Origin of the sequence: Pseudomonas sp. MAG733B (assembly GCF_036884845.1) — a bacterium.
Taxonomy (GTDB): Bacteria; Pseudomonadota; Gammaproteobacteria; order Pseudomonadales; family Pseudomonadaceae; genus Aquipseudomonas.
Genome location: NZ_CP145732.1, coordinates 4,155,965 through 4,173,375, shown reverse-complemented (window position 1 = coordinate 4,173,375; position 17,411 = coordinate 4,155,965). Strand labels below are relative to the sequence as shown.

Annotated in this window: 18 protein-coding genes; 4 read left to right on the top strand and 14 right to left on the bottom strand. The window is 56.4% G+C overall.

What is annotated here, in order from left to right; translation table 11 throughout:
* Window positions 1-120: 120 nt before the first annotated feature.
* The 4 genes from V6Z53_RS19045 to V6Z53_RS19030 all read left to right on the top strand — a co-directional run bounded on the left by V6Z53_RS19045 (window position 121) and on the right by V6Z53_RS19030 (window position 2,802).
* Complete coding sequence (locus V6Z53_RS19045; RefSeq protein ID WP_338586522.1) at window positions 121-618, top strand: ferritin-like domain-containing protein; 498 nt, start codon at window positions 121-123, stop codon at window positions 616-618.
* A 105-nt stretch (window positions 619-723) separates the two neighbouring features.
* Window positions 724-1,251: a hypothetical protein gene (locus V6Z53_RS19040; protein ID WP_338586521.1), complete on the top strand. Its 528-nt coding sequence runs from the start codon at window positions 724-726 to the stop codon at window positions 1,249-1,251.
* A gap of 219 nt (window positions 1,252-1,470) precedes the next feature.
* Complete coding sequence (locus tag V6Z53_RS19035; RefSeq protein ID WP_338581160.1) at window positions 1,471-2,625, top strand: zinc-dependent alcohol dehydrogenase; 1,155 nt, start codon at window positions 1,471-1,473, stop codon at window positions 2,623-2,625.
* A 12-nt stretch (window positions 2,626-2,637) separates the two neighbouring features.
* Window positions 2,638-2,802, top strand: coding sequence for a KGG domain-containing protein (locus V6Z53_RS19030; protein WP_338581159.1), 165 nt, complete (start codon window positions 2,638-2,640; stop codon window positions 2,800-2,802).
* Window positions 2,803-2,887: 85 nt separating this feature from the next.
* On the opposite strand, the gene V6Z53_RS19025 is transcribed toward V6Z53_RS19030, so the two are convergent.
* From V6Z53_RS19025 to V6Z53_RS18960, 14 genes are all read right to left on the bottom strand, one after another.
* Window positions 2,888-3,145 (bottom strand): hypothetical protein, encoded by a 258-nt coding sequence (locus tag V6Z53_RS19025; protein WP_338581158.1) that lies wholly within the window; start codon window positions 3,143-3,145, stop codon window positions 2,888-2,890.
* Window positions 3,142-3,444 carry a hypothetical protein gene (locus V6Z53_RS19020; RefSeq protein WP_338581157.1) on the bottom strand — a complete coding sequence of 101 codons (303 nt, stop codon included), beginning with the start codon at window positions 3,442-3,444 and terminating at the stop codon, window positions 3,142-3,144. The genes V6Z53_RS19025 and V6Z53_RS19020 overlap by 4 nt, the downstream gene beginning before the upstream one ends.
* A gap of 223 nt (window positions 3,445-3,667) precedes the next feature.
* Complete coding sequence (locus tag V6Z53_RS19015) at window positions 3,668-3,907, bottom strand: DUF1652 domain-containing protein (RefSeq protein WP_338581156.1); 240 nt, start codon at window positions 3,905-3,907, stop codon at window positions 3,668-3,670.
* Between the two features lie 326 nt (window positions 3,908-4,233).
* Window positions 4,234-5,280 carry an acyltransferase gene (locus V6Z53_RS19010; protein WP_338581155.1) on the bottom strand — a complete coding sequence of 349 codons (1,047 nt, stop codon included), beginning with the start codon at window positions 5,278-5,280 and terminating at the stop codon, window positions 4,234-4,236.
* A gap of 155 nt (window positions 5,281-5,435) precedes the next feature.
* Complete coding sequence (locus tag V6Z53_RS19005; protein WP_338581154.1) at window positions 5,436-6,899, bottom strand: family 16 glycosylhydrolase; 1,464 nt, start codon at window positions 6,897-6,899, stop codon at window positions 5,436-5,438.
* Window positions 6,899-7,954: a UDP-glucose 4-epimerase GalE gene (gene galE / locus V6Z53_RS19000; RefSeq protein WP_338581153.1), complete on the bottom strand. Its 1,056-nt coding sequence runs from the start codon at window positions 7,952-7,954 to the stop codon at window positions 6,899-6,901. Before galE ends, V6Z53_RS19005 begins: the two co-directional genes overlap by 1 nt.
* 30 nt (window positions 7,955-7,984) lie before the next feature.
* Window positions 7,985-9,403, bottom strand: coding sequence for an oligosaccharide flippase family protein (locus tag V6Z53_RS18995; RefSeq protein WP_338581152.1), 1,419 nt, complete (start codon window positions 9,401-9,403; stop codon window positions 7,985-7,987).
* Between the two features lie 13 nt (window positions 9,404-9,416).
* Entirely contained in the window at window positions 9,417-10,370 is a 954-nt protein-coding gene (locus tag V6Z53_RS18990) for a glycosyltransferase family A protein (protein ID WP_338581151.1), read from the bottom strand.
* Window positions 10,371-10,388: 18 nt separating this feature from the next.
* Window positions 10,389-11,702 (bottom strand): O-antigen ligase family protein, encoded by a 1,314-nt coding sequence (locus V6Z53_RS18985; protein WP_338581150.1) that lies wholly within the window; start codon window positions 11,700-11,702, stop codon window positions 10,389-10,391.
* Window positions 11,699-12,811 carry a glycosyltransferase gene (locus tag V6Z53_RS18980; RefSeq protein ID WP_338581149.1) on the bottom strand — a complete coding sequence of 371 codons (1,113 nt, stop codon included), beginning with the start codon at window positions 12,809-12,811 and terminating at the stop codon, window positions 11,699-11,701. Before V6Z53_RS18980 ends, V6Z53_RS18985 begins: the two co-directional genes overlap by 4 nt.
* A complete protein-coding gene (locus V6Z53_RS18975) occupies window positions 12,808-13,887 on the bottom strand; it encodes a glycosyltransferase (protein WP_338581148.1) in 1,080 nt (359 codons plus the stop codon). Before V6Z53_RS18975 ends, V6Z53_RS18980 begins: the two co-directional genes overlap by 4 nt.
* 2 nt (window positions 13,888-13,889) lie before the next feature.
* Window positions 13,890-14,594, bottom strand: coding sequence for a WecB/TagA/CpsF family glycosyltransferase (locus V6Z53_RS18970; protein ID WP_338581146.1), 705 nt, complete (start codon window positions 14,592-14,594; stop codon window positions 13,890-13,892).
* Between the two features lie 12 nt (window positions 14,595-14,606).
* On the bottom strand, window positions 14,607-15,947 hold the full coding sequence (locus V6Z53_RS18965) for a UDP-glucose/GDP-mannose dehydrogenase family protein (protein ID WP_338581145.1): 1,341 nt from the start codon (window positions 15,945-15,947) through the stop codon (window positions 14,607-14,609).
* 48 nt (window positions 15,948-15,995) lie between these two features.
* Complete coding sequence (locus tag V6Z53_RS18960) at window positions 15,996-17,387, bottom strand: undecaprenyl-phosphate glucose phosphotransferase (RefSeq protein WP_338581144.1); 1,392 nt, start codon at window positions 17,385-17,387, stop codon at window positions 15,996-15,998.
* Window positions 17,388-17,411 lie beyond the last annotated feature (24 nt).

Here is a 17,411-nt window from a genome sequence, read left to right as displayed (position 1 = left end):
AAAAAATTTGAACACGTTCCGATGGCCATCGGTCATTTCTTCATGCAGGCCACAAGTGTGGATATGCAAATGATGCGTTCCGCTACGGTGACGCGTACTCAGTGGAGAGGAGTATTTCAAATGGCGAGAAAAACTGTTGAAGACCTGTTTATCCACGAGCTGTCGGACATGTACAGCGCCGAAAAACAGATCACCCGAGCATTGCCTCGTATGGCCAGAGCCGCGACCAACCCGTTGCTCGCTGATGCCTTTACCTCCCATCTGGAGGAAACCCAAGGGCAAATTGAACGCATTGATCAGTTGGTGGAGTTGACCGGTATCAAACTCAAAAGAATGAAGTGCGTGGCCATGGAAGGTTTGGTCGAGGAGTCGAAAGAGTTACTCGAAGAAATAGAGAAGGGCGCCGTACTGGACGCCGGTCTGATTGGCGCGGCGCAGAAGGTTGAGCATTACGAAATCGCCAGCTACGGCACGCTGATCGCAATGGCCAAGCACCTCAAACTGGATGACGCCGTGACGCTTCTGGCCGCTACGCTGGCGGAAGAAAAGGGTGCAGACGAAAAGCTGACGAAGATCGCGGAGCAGGGCGGCAATCAAGCGGCAACGCTGGAGAAATAATCGCAGAAAGATTGCGTGATCTTCTGGACCACCAGCACGGCGGCGGGTTGTTGGCTGCCGTGTTTTTTCAGGCTGCTGCCCCTCATATTTCAGGACTTTATCGTTTTGCCAAGAATATTAACTTCGCAGCCAAGTGACGCCGAGCTGACTGAACACAACGCCAAACTGTTTGGATCGCCTAAAGAGCGCCTCGATTTTTATCGACGGGAAATCCAGTACGAAACCAGCATCCTGGCAAACCGGACGGATGCTTATCTGGCGGCTCAATCCTTCCTGGTCATAGCCTTTGCTTCCTGCATGGCCAACCTGAACCCGGAGTGGGGCAAGCTGTTCACGCTGGTGGTACCACCATTTCTGGCGCTGCTGGGCGTGCTGAGCTCGTTGAACGCATGGCCTGGTATACGTGCGGCGTACGACATCATCGACCACTGGTATTTCAAACAGAGCGAGCTTCTGCGCAGCGAGCCCATCATGGGCATGGCCTACGATGAGTCGCCCCTGTTCTGCGAACGTGAATCTACACATAAAGGCTATCGCAAGGCTTTGCTTTTCTCGGTACGAACACCCTGGATGTTCGCGGCCTTCTGGGTAGTTCTTGGTGGCTGGGCCATCTACATTCAACTCGCGCCCTGAGGTGTGCCCTTCTTCGAGCCTTATACCGCGATACATGAACAACTCACTTGGAATTTGCCGTTCATGGCGATACCTCCGTCCATTCCAACGAGGCGGTTTCACGCCATGCCATGACCAGATCATCCGCCGTTTGTCAGCCTTCCTCTGTTTTTAATGAAACCTTGGCAGCGCCATTTTCTCAACCATCTACGTACTTCACAAAGATGCCGAGGTGAGAAAATGAAAGCTGTCGTGTTTCATGGTGTGGGCGACATCAGATTGGATGATGTCCCCGATCCAACCATTCAGTCGCCCACTGATGCCATCGTCAAACTGACTGCCTCGGCTATCTGCGGGACGGATCTGCACTTCATCCGTGGCAGCGCCCCAGACATGCAGCCCGGCACAATTCTCGGTCATGAGGGTGTTGGTATCATTGAGGCCATTGGCGACGACGTGCGCAATCTGAAGGTCGGCGATCGGGTACTGATTCCTTCCACCATCGCTTGTGGGAATTGCTCCTATTGTCGCGCCGGATATTTTTCGCAGTGTGACGTGGCCAACCCCAATGGCAAAACAGCGGGCACGGCTTTCTTTGGCGGGCCTAAAACCACTGGCCCGTTCAATGGACTGCAGGCAGAAAAAGCGCGCATCCCGTTCGCCAACATCGGTCTGATAAAACTTCCGGAAGAAATCACTGATGACCAGGCAATCGCCATGTCAGATATTTTTCCGACAGCCTGGTTTGGCGCGGAAATGGCTGAGATCAAGGATGGCGACACTGTCGCAGTGTTTGGTTGCGGCCCGGTGGGTCTTTTCGCCATTGTCAGTGCCAAATTGATGGGCGCTGCCAGGGTGTTTGCCATTGATGGTCTGGAGGACAGACTGGCCCGCGCAAAAGAGCTGGGTGCCGAGTGCATCAACTTCGAAACCGAAGACCCGGTAAAAACGATCGCTCGACTGACGGGCGACATTGGTGTTGATCGGGCGATAGACGCCGTCGGTATTGATGCCAATCATGCGCATCATGGCGAAACTCACGAGCAAGCGCAGTGGCAGCCAGGGGATGAACCAGCCCAGGCCCTGCAATGGGCCGTCGAGGCCGTGGCGAAGGCAGGGACGATTTCCATTATTGGGGTGTACCCGGCGGGATTCGACAGCTTCCCGATTGGCGCTGCAATGAACAAGAACGTCCGAATAAATATGGGCAACTGCCATCACCGTAAATACATTCCAAGGCTTATCGAAATGACCCTCGCAGGTCGCGTCGACCCTTCAAAAATTCTCACCCAGACCGAACCGTTAACCGATGCGATCTCTGCTTTCAGATCGTTCGATAAACACGAGACTGGCTGGATTAAGGTCAAGCTCGAACCAACTACAAGCGGTACGTAAAGGAGATTAGCCATGACCAAGCGACAGGAAACCCATCACGGATTTTCCGACGACCCTCAAAAGGTCAAAGAGGCCGGGCGCAAAGGCGAATCCAAGACTAACGTGGCCACCGACAAAGCCGAGAAGGCTCGTATCGGTGGGCAGCATAGCCACGGAGGGACGCGTGGCGAACGATAATGCGTCTGCTCGAACTGCTGACCTGTCTGGGTCAGCAGTTCGACACCCACAAGACATTATCTGAATGCAAAAGCGTCAATGGGCTTCATACATCAATCTGCAATTCCAGATCACCATTGGCCAATTTGCGAGCGTGGACAAGAGTCCCGGTCAAGAGCTCTTTTGACGGCTGGGTAACCGTCACCGTGTGTGCTTTATGCAGATCCTCCGGGAAGGGTGCTTGCACCTGCACTTGGAAGGCACCAGGCGTAATCGGGATGATCACTACCTCGCACTCCACGCTTTTTGCGATGGGGCCAAGAAATGTATCCAGCAGATAATCCAGGCGTATGCGGCAGCTCATGAACAGACTCCGTCTTTCACCCTGACTTTCGAGTGCTCCCGACTGCGTGTACTTTGCAGCTCCGGTGAGGGGAAATGCTCGTTCAGTAAAGCGATATGTTCCAGCGCTTCTCTGAATTGGTTTTTTGCCTTTTCTCGCAGCAGCAAATAAACAAGAAACATTTCATTATCGAAGTCACTGCGGTCCAGGAGGTCGAGTGCTGACCGATTGATGGCATTTGCCTCCTCGAACAGCTTTTTGTTTTGCTCCATTGCTACGCGGCGGCAGGCAATAATCTGGTCGGCTGAATAGTTAGACATGATGGTTTCTACCTTTAAATCATCCCTGTCATTTAGCAGAGCACCCAAATCCTGAAATGGGCGCAGGTTTCAATTCACAAATATTCAGACCGTACGATCGGCAGGGATGATCAAAGAAGTTGCATTTGAAAAATCGATCATTTGCGGCTGCAAAAGGCAAGATAACCACCTTTTTTCAGCGGTCAAACACGACGCACTCATTGTCCTCTGCGCCTTGACTTTCCTAGGCAAAATGCGCACGTCTGACGGCCATCTCACTTCGTAACTCACCAATGAGATCGGCTATGGCCCGGCTTGACGTCAGCTTATCTGTCGTCACACCAGTGACCAACAACTCAACCTGACCGGACGATGGATCGAACACTTCGATCTTCAACGAACCATCCGAATTTGCCGTACAGATACAGGATAACGGGAGAAAGCCGCACTCAATGCTATGGCGTAACTCAAGCATCGATATCATGACTTACGTCCTCAGAGTCAATGTGAAATGGTCCCCCTGAAATGATAGTAGGCAGCCTGAAACTTGCGTGATGCCGGAACAGACAGTCCGATACCGCTCGTCGACATAGGGCTTGAAGAGAAGATTCACACGACAAGCGTGCAGGGGAAGAGGTCTCGGTTTGCACAGCGATTGAGAGGTCAGCGTAGCAGCGGTCGGGGGAAAGAAAGATATCGGCAGAACGCCGTGGAGGGATCGACGAGGTGGGGGATTTTTCGCGGATTCGTTATTTCCTGTTCAACGCTGTAAGCCACTGTTTACAGCGAACACCGGGGTGTCACAGCCAATCAGCTTCGTACGCGGGCGAAGGATAATGAAAGGAATTTTTTAAGGAAGCTGGCCATAGGAGCTTCTATTTTTTTGTGGATCATATAAGACGCACCTACCATCAAGGCGATGGTGCCCCAGAGCAATATGTGCGGGTTCACAGCCGGGTAGGCAACGTTGAAAATCATGAATCCGATCATTTGATGCAACAGATACAGTGGATAGGTTAGCGCTCCTAATGCAGTCCAGTTCACGGTGCCTATGGCTCCCGTTTTATTCGTTGCGATCAGTGAGAACGTCATGAAAAACAGAACAATCATGCTGCATACGATCAGTGGGTTGTAATCGGTCGAGTATTTTGTTTCGAGCAGTTCGGCCCATACAACTGCGGTGTAGCAGGCTAATGCCAATGCACCCAGCAATAGAAAGGTTCGTGTTTTTGTGATGCCCTTGGCCCATATGATGTAGAACGTGGCTCCCGCGATGAAATAGGCGGCGTAATCGGTAATCAAGATCGAGCGTAATTGTTCGAAACCGAGTGTTTCTGCTGTGGCTGAAATGATTAGCCAGAACACGAGATAAGTTTCTATTTTTTCTATTTTCCTGAAGCCCAATAGAATGGAAATCATCAAGTAGAATTGAATTTCTACAAAGAGCGACCAATAAACGCCGTCTATCGCCGGAACGTCCGTCAAGTTGCTAAGGAAAGTCATGTTAATAAGGTATTGATAAAGAGTTGCCGTATATCTTGGCTGTCCGATGGCAAGGGTCACCAGGTACGTGATTGTGCAGCACACCCAGAAGGCAGGGCAAAGGCGAACGACGCGGGATATGAAAAATACTCTGAGACTGTTGCCCGACGCGGTCATCAGAATGACAAACCCACTGATCATGAAAAACAGTTCGACGCCTAGATAACCGTATTTAGCGGGTTCAGCCAAAAGCGGGTAGGGCATTGTCGACATGTCGCCCTTTGCATATCCGCGAAACGCATAGTGAAAAAACACTACGGCGATAGCAGCAAGGAAGCGCAGCAAATCCAGTTCTCTCAGCCGTCGTTTGATCATGATTATGCGCTCCAGACTTGTTAGCCCTGGTTGAAAACCGACCTCCCTATCGATTGAAATCTTGCCAGGGAACGCTGTAACAGACGTCACGCCTCATGGGCTTAACTAAAGGTGGCATGCAGATCAGGCTGCAAAAGAGGCGGGCTGAATCTTGACTATTGGCGACGTTGCCACATGTAGAAATAGTCCACTTCGAAGGTGGAGGGCAGGTCGGCATCGTCGACCACGCCGAACCATTTCCACATGGCTTCGCTATCAAAGATCACCTGCATCGGAAAAAAGAAATGCACGTTCTTTGATTCCCTGACCAGAACACCATCGACGTACCAACGCAGGGTGTCGCGTTGCCAGTCGAAGCCGTAGATATGGAAGTCATCCGCCAGGCGCCATGGACTGATCCAAATGCTGCCATCGGCGATGTGCTCGGTGCTTTGCGGCGTCGCCCACAGGTGGGCATTCATGTTGTACGAGCGGTCGAGAGCTGCGTTTTTGGTTTTGCCGCCGATCTCGAAGATGTCGATTTCGGTGGCGTTGTCCTCCATGCCCGTCCACGCCAGCCAGAATGCGCTGGAGCCTGCGGAGTTCATGGGTTTGGCGCGGGCTTCATAGTATCCGTAGAGCCCACGTTCATTGGTTCGGACCATGGCTGAGGTGTAGTCCTTGAAGCCCAGCTTGACGTATTTCTGCGGCAAGGTTTCCTTGCGAAAGACAATGTTCAGATTGCCATTGTTGACGGATGCATTGTTTGGCGTGAACAGCGCCGGTTTGCGTCCCAGCGACTCGTTCCCTATGGCGTTGTTGACGTGCCAGCGTTCGCGGTCGAGGGTGGTGCCATTGAAGTCGTCGGACAGTTTGGTGTTGAGAATCCACTGTCCGTCATTGACTTGATCGGACAGTGGCAGCTTGGCGTTAGTCCGGTTCGGCAATGTGCCCAGTGGCCCGACGCGAGTCCAGGTATCGGCTTGCTTGGGAATGGCAACGGCCCATTTATTCGCCAGGTACTGAAATGCTTGCTGGCGTTCTGCGAGGGAGCCAAACGCACGGTCGTATACCAACACTTCCGCGATGTCGCCGCGAAAGTTTTCGGAATTGCCGATGGCATTGCGCCCGACTCCATACGGACCAATCGGCACATCGTAAAGCTCCAGGACGGAAACGGTCGCCGCATACGCGGTGGTCTGCTGCAGGCTGATGGCGAAATTCGGCAACACGTTATCGTTGTGGGCGGATTGCGGGCGTGAACTGAACAGGCGCTGCCAGGGATCAACCTCGGCTTGTTCCGACAATCGACGGGATACGATCAATACCGTTACAGGGCCTTTGGCGCTGCGGATGGTTTTACCCAGAAATCCCGACACACCACTGAAACGCATCACCGGATGACCGTTCAGGGCGTTTGCCATTCGCTGTGGCTGCGACGCGCCATCGTCGACTGTGGCGTGATTGGACTTGCCGGATTTATCTTTCCATTGCTGGACAAAGTTCTGTGCATTCAGGGTCATTGTTGACGCATCAGCCGCATCCAGCCACAACACGAGCCCCGTAGCAGGTACACCCGATTGTGCGTTGCAAACCATCGCAACCGCCAGCAGCAGTACCAGCCAAGACGCTTTGAACATCATTTGACTGCCATCAGCGCTTGAATCTCGAATGAAGATTGATACCCCTGCGGATTACATGACTGCCATCGCCAGGTATCGACGATCATCTGATGAAGATCGCGTTGCGCGGTCCAGCCCAGCTCCCTTCCGGCCTTGCCGGGGTCGGCCCAGCATTGGGCAATGTCACCTTCGCGTCGCGGTGCGAAGCGGTAGGGAATGGTGATGCCGGTGATGTCCTCGAAACTATGGATGATTTGCAGCACGCTGTAGCCAATGCCGGTACCGAGGTTCCAGAAATTGATGCCGCTGTTGTGCTGCAACACGTGAAGCGCCTTGAGGTGGCCGATGGCGAGGTCGACCACATGGATGTAGTCGCGCACGCAAGTCCCGTCCACGGTGGGATAGTCGTTGCCGTACACCGTAAGCTCGGGCATCCGGCCAATGGCGACCTGCGTCAGGCACGGCAACAGATTGTTGGGTCGGCCTCGGGGATCTTCGCCGATCATCCCGCTTTCGTGAGCGCCAATCGGGTTGAAGTAGCGTAATAACCCGATGCTCCAGCGGGGATCGGAGTGGCACAGATCGGTGAGCAACTCTTCGATCATGAGCTTGGTGCGACCATAGGCATTGACCGGTTTGCCGGTGCCGAAATCTTCGGCAATCGGTGTTCGTGTGGGTTCGCCGTAAACCGTTGCCGATGAGCTGAACACCAGTTTGAAGATATTGTTGCGCGCCATGGCCTGGCACAGGTCAAGCGTGCCGGCGACATTGTTGGCGTAGTATTCCAGGGGTTTGCGCATGCTTTCTTCGACGGATTTGAGGCTGGCAAAATGCACCACTGCATCGATGTCGTACCGCCTGAAAATGTCGTCCAGCAGGGTCGAATCACGGATGTCGCCATTGATGAAGTCGACCCGGGACAAAGTCAGTTGCTCAAGGCGCGCGATGCACTCCCGACAGCTGTTACACAGGTTGTCGAGCACCAGCACATTGTGTCCGGCATTGATGAGCGCCAAAGCAGTGTGGGAGCCGATGTAGCCGGCCCCGCCAGTAATCAACGTAGTTTTGCGCATGGTGAAGTCTTCCTGTCTCGGGGACTGAACTCAGCGGGCGGTGAAAACCGATTTGAATTCTTGCGGCCAACGCGGATGCATGACGCTGTACGCCACGGCATAGCTCAGCGCACCCACCACGATGTTGCAGATCAGGTGCAGGTTGCCTTGGAAACCCAGCTGCGGTGACACATACAAAACGACTGCTGCCATGACCAGCGAGGCAATCACACTGCGGTAGTTGGAGTCGAAAAACCGGTGCCAGCCGTAACCGATGGCCGCGTTCAGTCCGCGGATTTGCAACGGTGTGATGATCAGCATCCTCACCAGCAGAGCGATGGCCGCGGCCATGCCGCCATAAACGCTGCCGAAGAAGTAAACCAGTGCCAGCGCCAGCACCGTGGTCGCCACTTCAGCCTTGATCGTGAGGTGGCTACGGTTGACCGCCACCAGTGCGGTGGTGGCGTACATGGCGGTGTTGCCAATGGCCGCCGTGCAGGCCAGCACTTGCAGCAGGGGAATGGCTTCGACCCACTTGGCGCCGAAAATCAACAGAATGAGGTCGTTGGCCGTGAGTGCGATGCCAATGAACAGGGGCGTCAACAGAAAGCTGCTGATGGCAGTTGAATCGCCAATGATCCCGAGAAGTCGCAGCGGCTCTGCGCTGCGCCGCGCGAACGCCGGCAGCGCGTAGCTCAGTAGACCGTTATAGATCGCAGTGCGCGGCAGTTCGATGATGCGCATTGCCATGTTGAACATGCCGACCGCGTTCGCGCCGGCTGCCATCCCGAGCACCACGTTGACCCCACGCTGCAGTGTCTGGGAACTCAGGGCGTTGATTGCAACCGGTGCGCCGGCTTTCAATAGTTCGCGCAGGAACGGCCCGTCAATGTAAAAGGCAATGCGTCGCGGATCTGCGCGCATCAATACGATGATGGACACCAGTTCCATGATCACGGCCTGGGCAACGACCGCCCAGGCCCCCAACCCCCAAAGCGCAACAGCGATGCCGCCAACGCCACCCAGCACCTTGCCCAGTAATGTGCGCGAGGCCAGCGTCCTGAAGTCGCCGCTGCGGCGCATTTGCGCCACATAGACACGGGCCATCATGGTGAAAAGAATCTTCACCGAGGCCACCGCCGTCATCCATCGCAACACCGAGTCGGAGGTGTACAGCACCACCGCGACCGAGACGACGACGATGGACGCCAGGCTGACCAGTACCGATGCCCAGAACGCCGTGCTGATGTGTTTGTCTTCCAGCCGTTCGAGTCGTACCAGTGGGTCTTCCAGTACCGATGAATAAACCAGGCCGATCAACTCGACGATGGCAATGATGACCGTGCCCACACCCAGCTCGGCGGGCGACAGCAGCCTGGCATAGACAACAAAGGTAATCATAGACAGGAAGATCAGGCCGAATTTCTCGGTGAAGATCCAGGTCAATGTAACCAGTCGATGATTGGCCATGGCGAATACCGGTTCAATGAGCGGTGGTTGATGCCGTTGCCTTTCGCAATGTCCGGGCGCGGGCATAGAGGTAGCGCAAGGTCGATTTGCCGTTGTTGAAGATCAGGGTTTGCCAGGAGCACTCAAGCATTCGCCGGTACACGTCGATTACCTCGGCATGCTCGTCGCGTCGGGAAAACGCATTGAGAAAGTCTGAGTGGTTGCCCAGCACGAAATCGATCCGTTGCTGCTTACTTAACTGCGCGCCGTAGCGGGCGAGGTACACCTCGATGAAGCGGATCTTGTTCTGGTAATACTTTTTCGGTTGCGCGGTCATGTTGCCGCTGTTGACCGTGCGTTCCAGCAGCACCTGGGGCACCGTGTGGATCTCCCAGTGTTCTGCGATACGCGTCCACATGAAGCGGTCTTCGGAATAACGCAGGCTGGCATCGAAGCCGCCCAGTTGCATGATCACGTCGCGCTTGACCAGCGCGGTGGATACGCCGTTGACGACGTTGGCGTGGATGAAGTCGTAGAAATGCCTGCCGTTCTTGAGAATGTTGTCCAGTTGCCGCCTGCCATCGCTGTAATTGACCTGGGTGTAGCAGTCGATCAATCCCACGGGGCGGCCCTGTTGACTGAGTTCTTCATACAGAGCCAGCTGCAGTTCCAGCTTTTGCGGACGAAATTGATCATCGGCATCGAGCATTGCAACAAAAGTCTCTTGGGAGTGCCGCATGCCGTGGTTACGGGCGCTGGCCTGGCCTTCGTTGGCTTGCTGCAACAGCGTGAGGCGAAACGGCGCCACGAAGTCTCGGACCCGTTGTGGTCCGTCATCGGTGGACCCGTCGTCGACGACGATGACGTGGTCGGGCAGTCGGGTTTGCTCGGCCAGGGACGACAAGGTTTGCTCAATGCTGCCGGCGCCGTTGTACATCGGGATCACGACACACACGGAATGCGCTAAGGGGGTGGCTTGGTTTGGCACGGGTGGTTCTCCTTTTTGTTACGCCTTGGCTGAATCGCGCTGGAATTCTCGGCCAGCCTGACGCTGGCGCAGGGTTGTCGGTGATGACTCGGGGTATGTCGCGTGGTGATGCCGAAAGGACAGGGCCAGGGTGCAAAACACCAAAAACTCGGCGGAGCGGTAATTGGGAATCACGTACGCCACATAATTGGTGACGATGAACAAGCCGATGATCACCAGGGCGCTGGCGCGAAACTGTGCGGCCTGGTTGGCCGTTACGGCGCGGTATTGTTTGAGCAGCGCTTCGGCCAGCAGCAGGATCAGCGCAGCCAGCTGGATAGCGCCGCCATTGAGCAGGGTTTCCACGTAACCGCTGTGGGCATTGCCTATATAGCCCCAGCGACGGATGAAAGCATCAGCGTCGGGGCTGGCCCAGAAGGCACCAAAGCCGTAGCCCTTGAGCCATTGATCGTCGATAAATGGCGCGAGCAGCTCCCAGATCAATGTTCGGTCAGTGAGCGACGGATCACGACCGGCCATCTCCAGCAGCCACGAAAGATGGTTGTACAGCAACAGGCAAACCAGCAGGAACGCCAGCGTGCAACCGAAAAACAGCCACTGCGAGCGGTTGATCCGGAGCCGGATCAAGGTGAGGAAATACCAGTAGCTCAGCGTACCGGAAACGATCAATGCCACGCCGGTTGCCGATTGCGCGAGCAGGATGGCGATCAGCGAAAAAAACGAGCAGAAGAGGGCCCAGCGATTGCGTTGGCGGATAGTCGGTATCAACAACAGGATGGCAATTGCGTTGAGCCGGGCCCCAGCGTTCTTTTCTGCAAAAACCCCCTTGAATGCCCCGTCACGAATGCCACCGGACAAGAACGCGACGTCAGGCATGACCACGGCGAGTATCAATCCGATCATCGCCGCCACGCCGATGGCACAGCCGAGCATGTAGGTGATTTTTTCAAGCGGGTAGTTATAGGCGATGAAGCCGGCAAAAAACATCACGCTGAGCAGTGCGATAAACCGCTTGAGACTCAGCATCGGATCGTTGGACCAACCGATCGATGCAACGACACAGACTATGAACACGAGTAGAAAGAAGTTGCTGCGGTAAAAGGTTTTGCTCAGGAACACTTTGTTGCGGATGAAGAAGAACAGGGGCACCAACAGTGTGATGAGGCCGCAGATCTGGTTGGCGACGTTGCCTTCGAGGTCTTTGTTGATGTCACCGAAACTGGATGCGCTGCCCAGACTCAGGACAAACGTGATGACCTGGATGTAGAACAGCACGCCGAACAGAGTGAAGGCGTCGCGCAGGGTGCTATATCTGATCTCCAGCGTACTCATGGCGATGGTCTCCGGAGCAACGCCGCAAGGTAGGTTTCGACTGCGCGGCCATTCATGAAGCGCGCTGCGGCATCGATGCGGGACAGCCGCTGCAAATCTCGTGGTGTCGAGAGTTGCAGAGCAATCGCTTGGGCCAGGGCGGCCGGGTCGTCGACGGCCACCAGTGGCGCGACGATGCCTCCGAGGAGAATGTCTTGCGGGCCATGGGGGCAGCGAGTCGACACCACAGGAGTGCCGGTGGACAAGGCTTCGACCAGCGCATTGGGACTGCCCTCGAAGCGCGACGACAGCACAAAGCAGTCGGCTGCTGCCACTTCAGCCACAGGGTCGCTGGCATAGCCCGGCAGATCGACTCGATCCGCCACGCCCAGGGTTCGGGCCAGGTCTTGCAACGGGACCCTCAGCGCGCCTTCGCCAAAAATGATCAGGCGCGTGTTGGTGTCCGGCAACAAGGCGAAGGCGCTGATCAAGGTGTCGAAGCCTTTTTGCGCCGCCAGGCGCCCCACGGCGACAATCACCTGTCCGGACTTTTCCAGGAGCCAGCGGTGACCGGGCCGCTGCGGCGCTTTGTTGCGAAAGTCGTCATCAAGGACCGGGTTGTCGGCAATGGTCACGTCCCGGCCACGTGCAATGGTGGTGTCGACCAGATCCTGGGCGACACCTCGCGAGACGCAGATCACCGGATTGGGAATCAGCCGATACAGCAGCGGCGCCACCAGATACGCCAGACGGACCATGAAGTCGGGATTGACATGCTTGTCATGGGAAAACGCATTGCGCTCGCTGACATGCAACCGTGTCAGTGTTCCCGACAGCAATGCGGCGACGATGGCCACTACGTTGACGTGAGTCAGGGCGGCCAATTGCGCGTCGAAGCGATTCGTACGCAGAAATCGCGCGAGTGCCGGTACGGCACGCGCGGTACGCGGGCTGCGCAATTCAACCTGTTTGACCCGCGGGTCGAGGTGCGCCGCATGCAGGCCGCCACCGGTGAGCATCAACAAGGTCACGTCATTGCCGGCGTCCACCAGTGCGCTGGCGAGGCGCGCCATCATTTTCTCGGCCCCGCCTGCGCTGAGGTCATGCAGGATTATCAGCAACTTTTTCATTGGTTCCATACCTGGTAGTACGTTTTCGCAGCGCACTGGCTGGTGTACGGATGGATGGCATCGGCGAGCATTTTTGCGCTCGGCGCAACGCAATCCGGTGAAGTCAGGCTGCGCAGCATTCCATTTGCCAGGGCTTGTACGTCGTTGACGTTGACCAGTTGACCCAGCCGGCCGTTGTCCAGCAATTCCCTCGGCCCGCTCTCGCAGTCGCACGCCAGTACGGGCGTACCCAGCGCCAGCGCTTCGATCAGTACGGTCGGCATGCCTTCCTGCAGAGAGCTCAGAATGAACAGCCGTGCGTGCCTGAGCAGCGGATAGGGATTGCTCATATATCCGCTGAAGTGCACGCGGTCCGCGATGCCCAATTGCCCGGCCTGGGCGGTCAATGCATCGAGCAAGGGACCGTCGCCGGCGATCACCAGGTCCGGCAGTGCTTTGCTACGCAGCGCCAGAGCGTAGGCATCGAGCAACAGATGAAACCCTTTGGGCTCGACCAGGCGGCCCAACCCCAACCAATAGTCGCGGGGTATGCCGTCGGGCAGCGGCGCCTTTGAGGCTTGCAGCAGTTGGTCGGTGACCACGGCGTTGGGGCAATAACGGATGCGTTGACGACCCCAGGGCATCAGGTCGACAAGCGACTGGCGCAGGGCCGTTGAAACCGTTACGACCTTGCCGCTGCCGCAGAGGTACAGCGCATAGAGCAGACGCAAGCTTGAGGGGCCGGTTTTCTGTTCGGAGCAATCCAGTGTCGCGTGGCGGCTATAGATGACCTTGCAAGGAAGGCCCAGCGTGGCGAACCAGGTGCAAAGGTTGGCCTGCTCCTTGGCCGAAATCAGGTGGGTTATGCCCTCACGGCGAATGAGTCGGCGCAACAGCACGATGGACTTGAGCAAGCCCACGATGCCGCCGCCAGCGCCGTTGAGCGTTTGCACACCCGCGGTGTTCGCCGTGTCACCATTCATGACGAAAAAGCTCACGCGTTGGCCGTCCTTGAGAAACTGCTCGGACAACCGTTGCTGGACGCGCTCGATACCGCCTCCCACTCTGAAATCCTTGAGAATGAACAGGATGTGCATGGTCATTCCCCCACGCTGATGGCGACTTTGCGCTGAACGAGTAGCTTCAGCAGGTGTAAAAAATTGCTCGGATAATCGAGGAGGTAGCGTTTGATCGTATGGGGCTCGCGATACATCCGGTAAAACGCGCGCAGATGCAGTTGATTGATCACCGGGGGGTAGTAATTGTGGGTAGCCATGGCTTCCTGGTGAATGAATCCGCCACAGGTAAAGGCGACTCCACGAAAGCCTGCACGCAACGCATCCAGTTCGAACCGTTCCTGTAGCCCGGCACCAAGGCCTACGATCAGGATGTTCGCTTCGCTGCGGCGGATGTCGGCCTGAATGTCTTCGGCATGGGATGCATCGAAGTAGCCGTTGTGATAACCGGCGATGGTCAGCCGCGGATAGAGGGTCTTGATCTTGTCGATGAACAGCTCCAGCTCAGCCTGCCGGGCGCCAACGAAATACACGCGTTTGCGCTGTTGCTCAGCGCTGCCGAGTACCGCGTCGGCAATAGAGGTGAAGTCGAAACTGACTCGGTCGATCGCACAGCCGGTCACTCGGGACATGAACAGCGACATCAGCATGCCGTCGCAAAAATAGGCGACGGTGCTCGGCGTCTGCTCGAAAAAATTGCCGATGGACGCAAAGTTGATGAAGGAGTACGCCTGGTTTTCGTCGAGCAACGTCGGTGAGTAATGCCGGACTATTTGCAGACTGATCATGGGCAGCTCCTGTCAGTAGACCGGGTGGGTTTGGCGGCCCACGGAGACGTACGTAATGCCGCGCTTGCTCAACCGCTGCGGATCGAACAAATTGCGCCCGTCGAAAATCAACGGTTGCTTGAGCTGCCGGATGAGCAGGTCGAAGTCCGGTGCCCGAAACGATTGCCACTCGGTGACGATGATCAGCGCGTCGGCATTTTTCAGCGCCGCCTCCTTGGTGCCCGCCAGTACCAGGTCATCGCGCGAGCCATAAATGCGTTGGGCTTCTTCCATGGCTTTGGGGTCATACGCCTGGACGCTGGCGCCGGCGTGCCACAACGCTTCCATCAAAACCCGGCTGGGGGCTTCGCGCATGTCGTCGGTGTTGGGTTTGAAACTCAGGCCCCACAAGGCGAAGGTCTTGCCGCGAAGGGCTCCATCGAAGTGATCGAAAATCCGGGTGTACAGGCTGGCTTTCTGTTCGTGGTTGCGCGACTCGACGGCTTTGAGTACCCGGGCGTCTATGTCGACGCTGGTGGCCACCTGGATCAGTGCCTGCACGTCCTTGGGAAAACACGACCCGCCATAGCCCAGGCCCGGGTAAATGAATTGATATCCGATGCGCGGATCGGAGCCGATGCCGTGTCGAACCATCTCGATATCGGCGCCGAGTTTTTCGGCGAGGCACGCCATTTCGTTCATGAAACTGATCTTGGTCGCCAGCATGCAATTGGCCGCGTACTTGGTGAGCTCGGCGCTGCGCATGTCCATGACGATGATTTTTTCGCGATTGCGATTGAACGGGTCGTACAGCTCGCGCATGACCGCTTCGGCGTGCGGGCTGTCGGTGCCGATGATGATCCGGTCCGGACGCATGCAGTCCTCGACCGCGCAGCCTTCCTTGAGAAACTCGGGGTTTGAGACGACATCGAAGGTCAGATGGCTGCGACCGTTGTCGGCCAGCACCTGCTCGATCTGTGCGCGCACCCGGTCACCGGTGCCGACCGGGACGGTGGATTTGTCGACGATGATGTGATGACGGTCCATGTGCATCGCGATGGTTTGCGCAACGTCCAGCACGTATTTGAGGTCTGCCGAACCATCTTCATCAGGCGGCGTACCCACAGCGATCAACAACACATCCCCATGGTGGACGGCGCTGACAAGGTCAGTGGCGAACTGCAGTCGACCACTGTGATAATTCTCGCGGACCAGATTTTTCAGACCCGGCTCGTACAGGGGCAGCGTGCCATCCTTCAGCGCCTGGACCTTGGCAGTGTCGACATCCACGCAGAGGACGTCGTGGCCGACTTCCGCCAGCGCGGCGCCTTGTACCAGGCCCACATAACCAATACCGAATACGCTCACATTCATGATCTAACCTCGGGTCGTCGTGGCACAGGTCCACGATTGGGCAGGGCGTCAATAGATGTTTTTGGAGAACAGCGTGAAGGGGGTTTTGATGAGGATTTTGATGTCCAGCCACAGCGACCATTGGTTGATGTAATTGAGGTCCTGGGCGACGCGCAGCTGCATCTTTTCCACCGTTTCGGTTTCGCCTCGATGCCCGGTGATCTGGGCCAACCCGGTAATTCCTGGTTTGAGGCGGTGACGGGCCATGTAGGCGCGCACTTTGCCGGTGTAATAAATGTTGTGTGTAACGGCATGGGGCCGGGGGCCGACCAGGGCCATCTGGCCGAACAATACGTTGAACAACTGTGGCAATTCGTCGATGGAACTGCGACGCAGGAAGCGTCCGAGCGGCGTGACACGATCATCGTCACGGGTGGCCTGGCGTACGTCACGGTCGTCGTGGAGGCGCATCGAACGAAACTTCCAGACCGTGATCACTTCGCCGTTGCAGCCATGTCGGTTTTGCGTGAACAGCACCGGGCCGGCGGAGGTCATCTTGACGGCAATCGCTACGCCTAACAGCAACGGGCTGAGGACAATAATGGCGATGGCCGCCAGGCTGCGTTCGAACAGGTCCTTGCAAAAAAGACTGGCGGGATGCGAGCTGATCAGGCTCTCGTTGAGATAGATGGCCGGCATTCGTTCTATTTCGGAAATCGAATGATTGAGCAGCACCATGCTGCCGAAATCCGGGATCCACACCACGTCAACGTTCATGTCCAGCAGATCGATGTACAGCGCTTCGATGGTGGCCGCGTGCGCCATCGTCAGGACGATGTAGACGCGGCGTACTTCCAGTCGCGTGATGATCTCGCGGATCTCATCGACATGGCCCAGCAACGGCAAAATGCTCGGTGCCGGCCCGCTGTCATCGGCTGCGGCGATGAAACCCAATGCCAGGGCACGGTTCGGTCGGGTCAGTTTTTTCGCAAGTTCATGGGCGGTCGGGCACGTGCCGATGATCACCGAGCGACGTTCCCTGCAGATCATCCGCGAATGCAGCCGGGCGAAGTAGTGCAGGGGCAGAAAGCTCGCGGCCTGGACGACAAAGCCCAGAACCGCCCAGACCATAATGACTTGGCGCGAGTAAATCGCACTGGTCTGGGTGAAGAACGCAATGGCCGCCAGGACCGCCAGCAGGATCAGCCAGGCAACCAGTAGCCGACCGAGCCCGACCACCAGGCCATGACGCTTGTGGTAAACCTGCATCATGCTGTAGATCGGCACTGAACCGAGCACAGTCAGGATTATCAGAATGCGGTATCCGCTGGTCAGACTGCCGACGCGCCAATACACGAGAAGCATCAACAGCCCGATCGCCAGCGTCATCGCACACAACCATTGCCCCCAGAACGTCAGGCCTCGGCGGTGTGCCATTTGATTGGTATAGAGCGGTGTCATGGGCTTGACCTCAAGGGAAAGAGA

What these genes read in the sequence shown, in the direction of transcription:
- V6Z53_RS19020 (WP_338581157.1), bottom strand. Translation starts at nt 3,444, where the DNA reads ATGTCTAACTATTCAGCCGACCAGATTATTGCCTGCCGCCGCGTAGCA.
- V6Z53_RS18960 (WP_338581144.1), bottom strand. Translation starts at nt 17,387, where the DNA reads ATGACACCGCTCTATACCAATCAAATGGCACACCGCCGAGGCCTGACG.
- galE (WP_338581153.1), bottom strand. Translation starts at nt 7,954, where the DNA reads ATGCGCAAAACTACGTTGATTACTGGCGGGGCCGGCTACATCGGCTCC.
- V6Z53_RS19025 (WP_338581158.1), bottom strand. Translation starts at nt 3,145, where the DNA reads ATGAGCTGCCGCATACGCCTGGATTATCTGCTGGATACATTTCTTGGC.
- V6Z53_RS18965 (WP_338581145.1), bottom strand. Translation starts at nt 15,947, where the DNA reads ATGAATGTGAGCGTATTCGGTATTGGTTATGTGGGCCTGGTACAAGGC.
- V6Z53_RS19035 (WP_338581160.1), top strand. Translation starts at nt 1,471, where the DNA reads ATGAAAGCTGTCGTGTTTCATGGTGTGGGCGACATCAGATTGGATGAT.
- V6Z53_RS18970 (WP_338581146.1), bottom strand. Translation starts at nt 14,594, where the DNA reads ATGATCAGTCTGCAAATAGTCCGGCATTACTCACCGACGTTGCTCGAC.
- V6Z53_RS18995 (WP_338581152.1), bottom strand. Translation starts at nt 9,403, where the DNA reads ATGGCCAATCATCGACTGGTTACATTGACCTGGATCTTCACCGAGAAA.
- V6Z53_RS19030 (WP_338581159.1), top strand. Translation starts at nt 2,638, where the DNA reads ATGACCAAGCGACAGGAAACCCATCACGGATTTTCCGACGACCCTCAA.
- V6Z53_RS19015 (WP_338581156.1), bottom strand. Translation starts at nt 3,907, where the DNA reads ATGATATCGATGCTTGAGTTACGCCATAGCATTGAGTGCGGCTTTCTC.
- V6Z53_RS18980 (WP_338581149.1), bottom strand. Translation starts at nt 12,811, where the DNA reads ATGAAAAAGTTGCTGATAATCCTGCATGACCTCAGCGCAGGCGGGGCC.
- V6Z53_RS19005 (WP_338581154.1), bottom strand. Translation starts at nt 6,899, where the DNA reads ATGTTCAAAGCGTCTTGGCTGGTACTGCTGCTGGCGGTTGCGATGGTT.
- V6Z53_RS18985 (WP_338581150.1), bottom strand. Translation starts at nt 11,702, where the DNA reads ATGAGTACGCTGGAGATCAGATATAGCACCCTGCGCGACGCCTTCACT.
- V6Z53_RS19045 (WP_338586522.1), top strand. Translation starts at nt 121, where the DNA reads ATGGCGAGAAAAACTGTTGAAGACCTGTTTATCCACGAGCTGTCGGAC.
- V6Z53_RS19010 (WP_338581155.1), bottom strand. Translation starts at nt 5,280, where the DNA reads ATGATCAAACGACGGCTGAGAGAACTGGATTTGCTGCGCTTCCTTGCT.
- V6Z53_RS18975 (WP_338581148.1), bottom strand. Translation starts at nt 13,887, where the DNA reads ATGCACATCCTGTTCATTCTCAAGGATTTCAGAGTGGGAGGCGGTATC.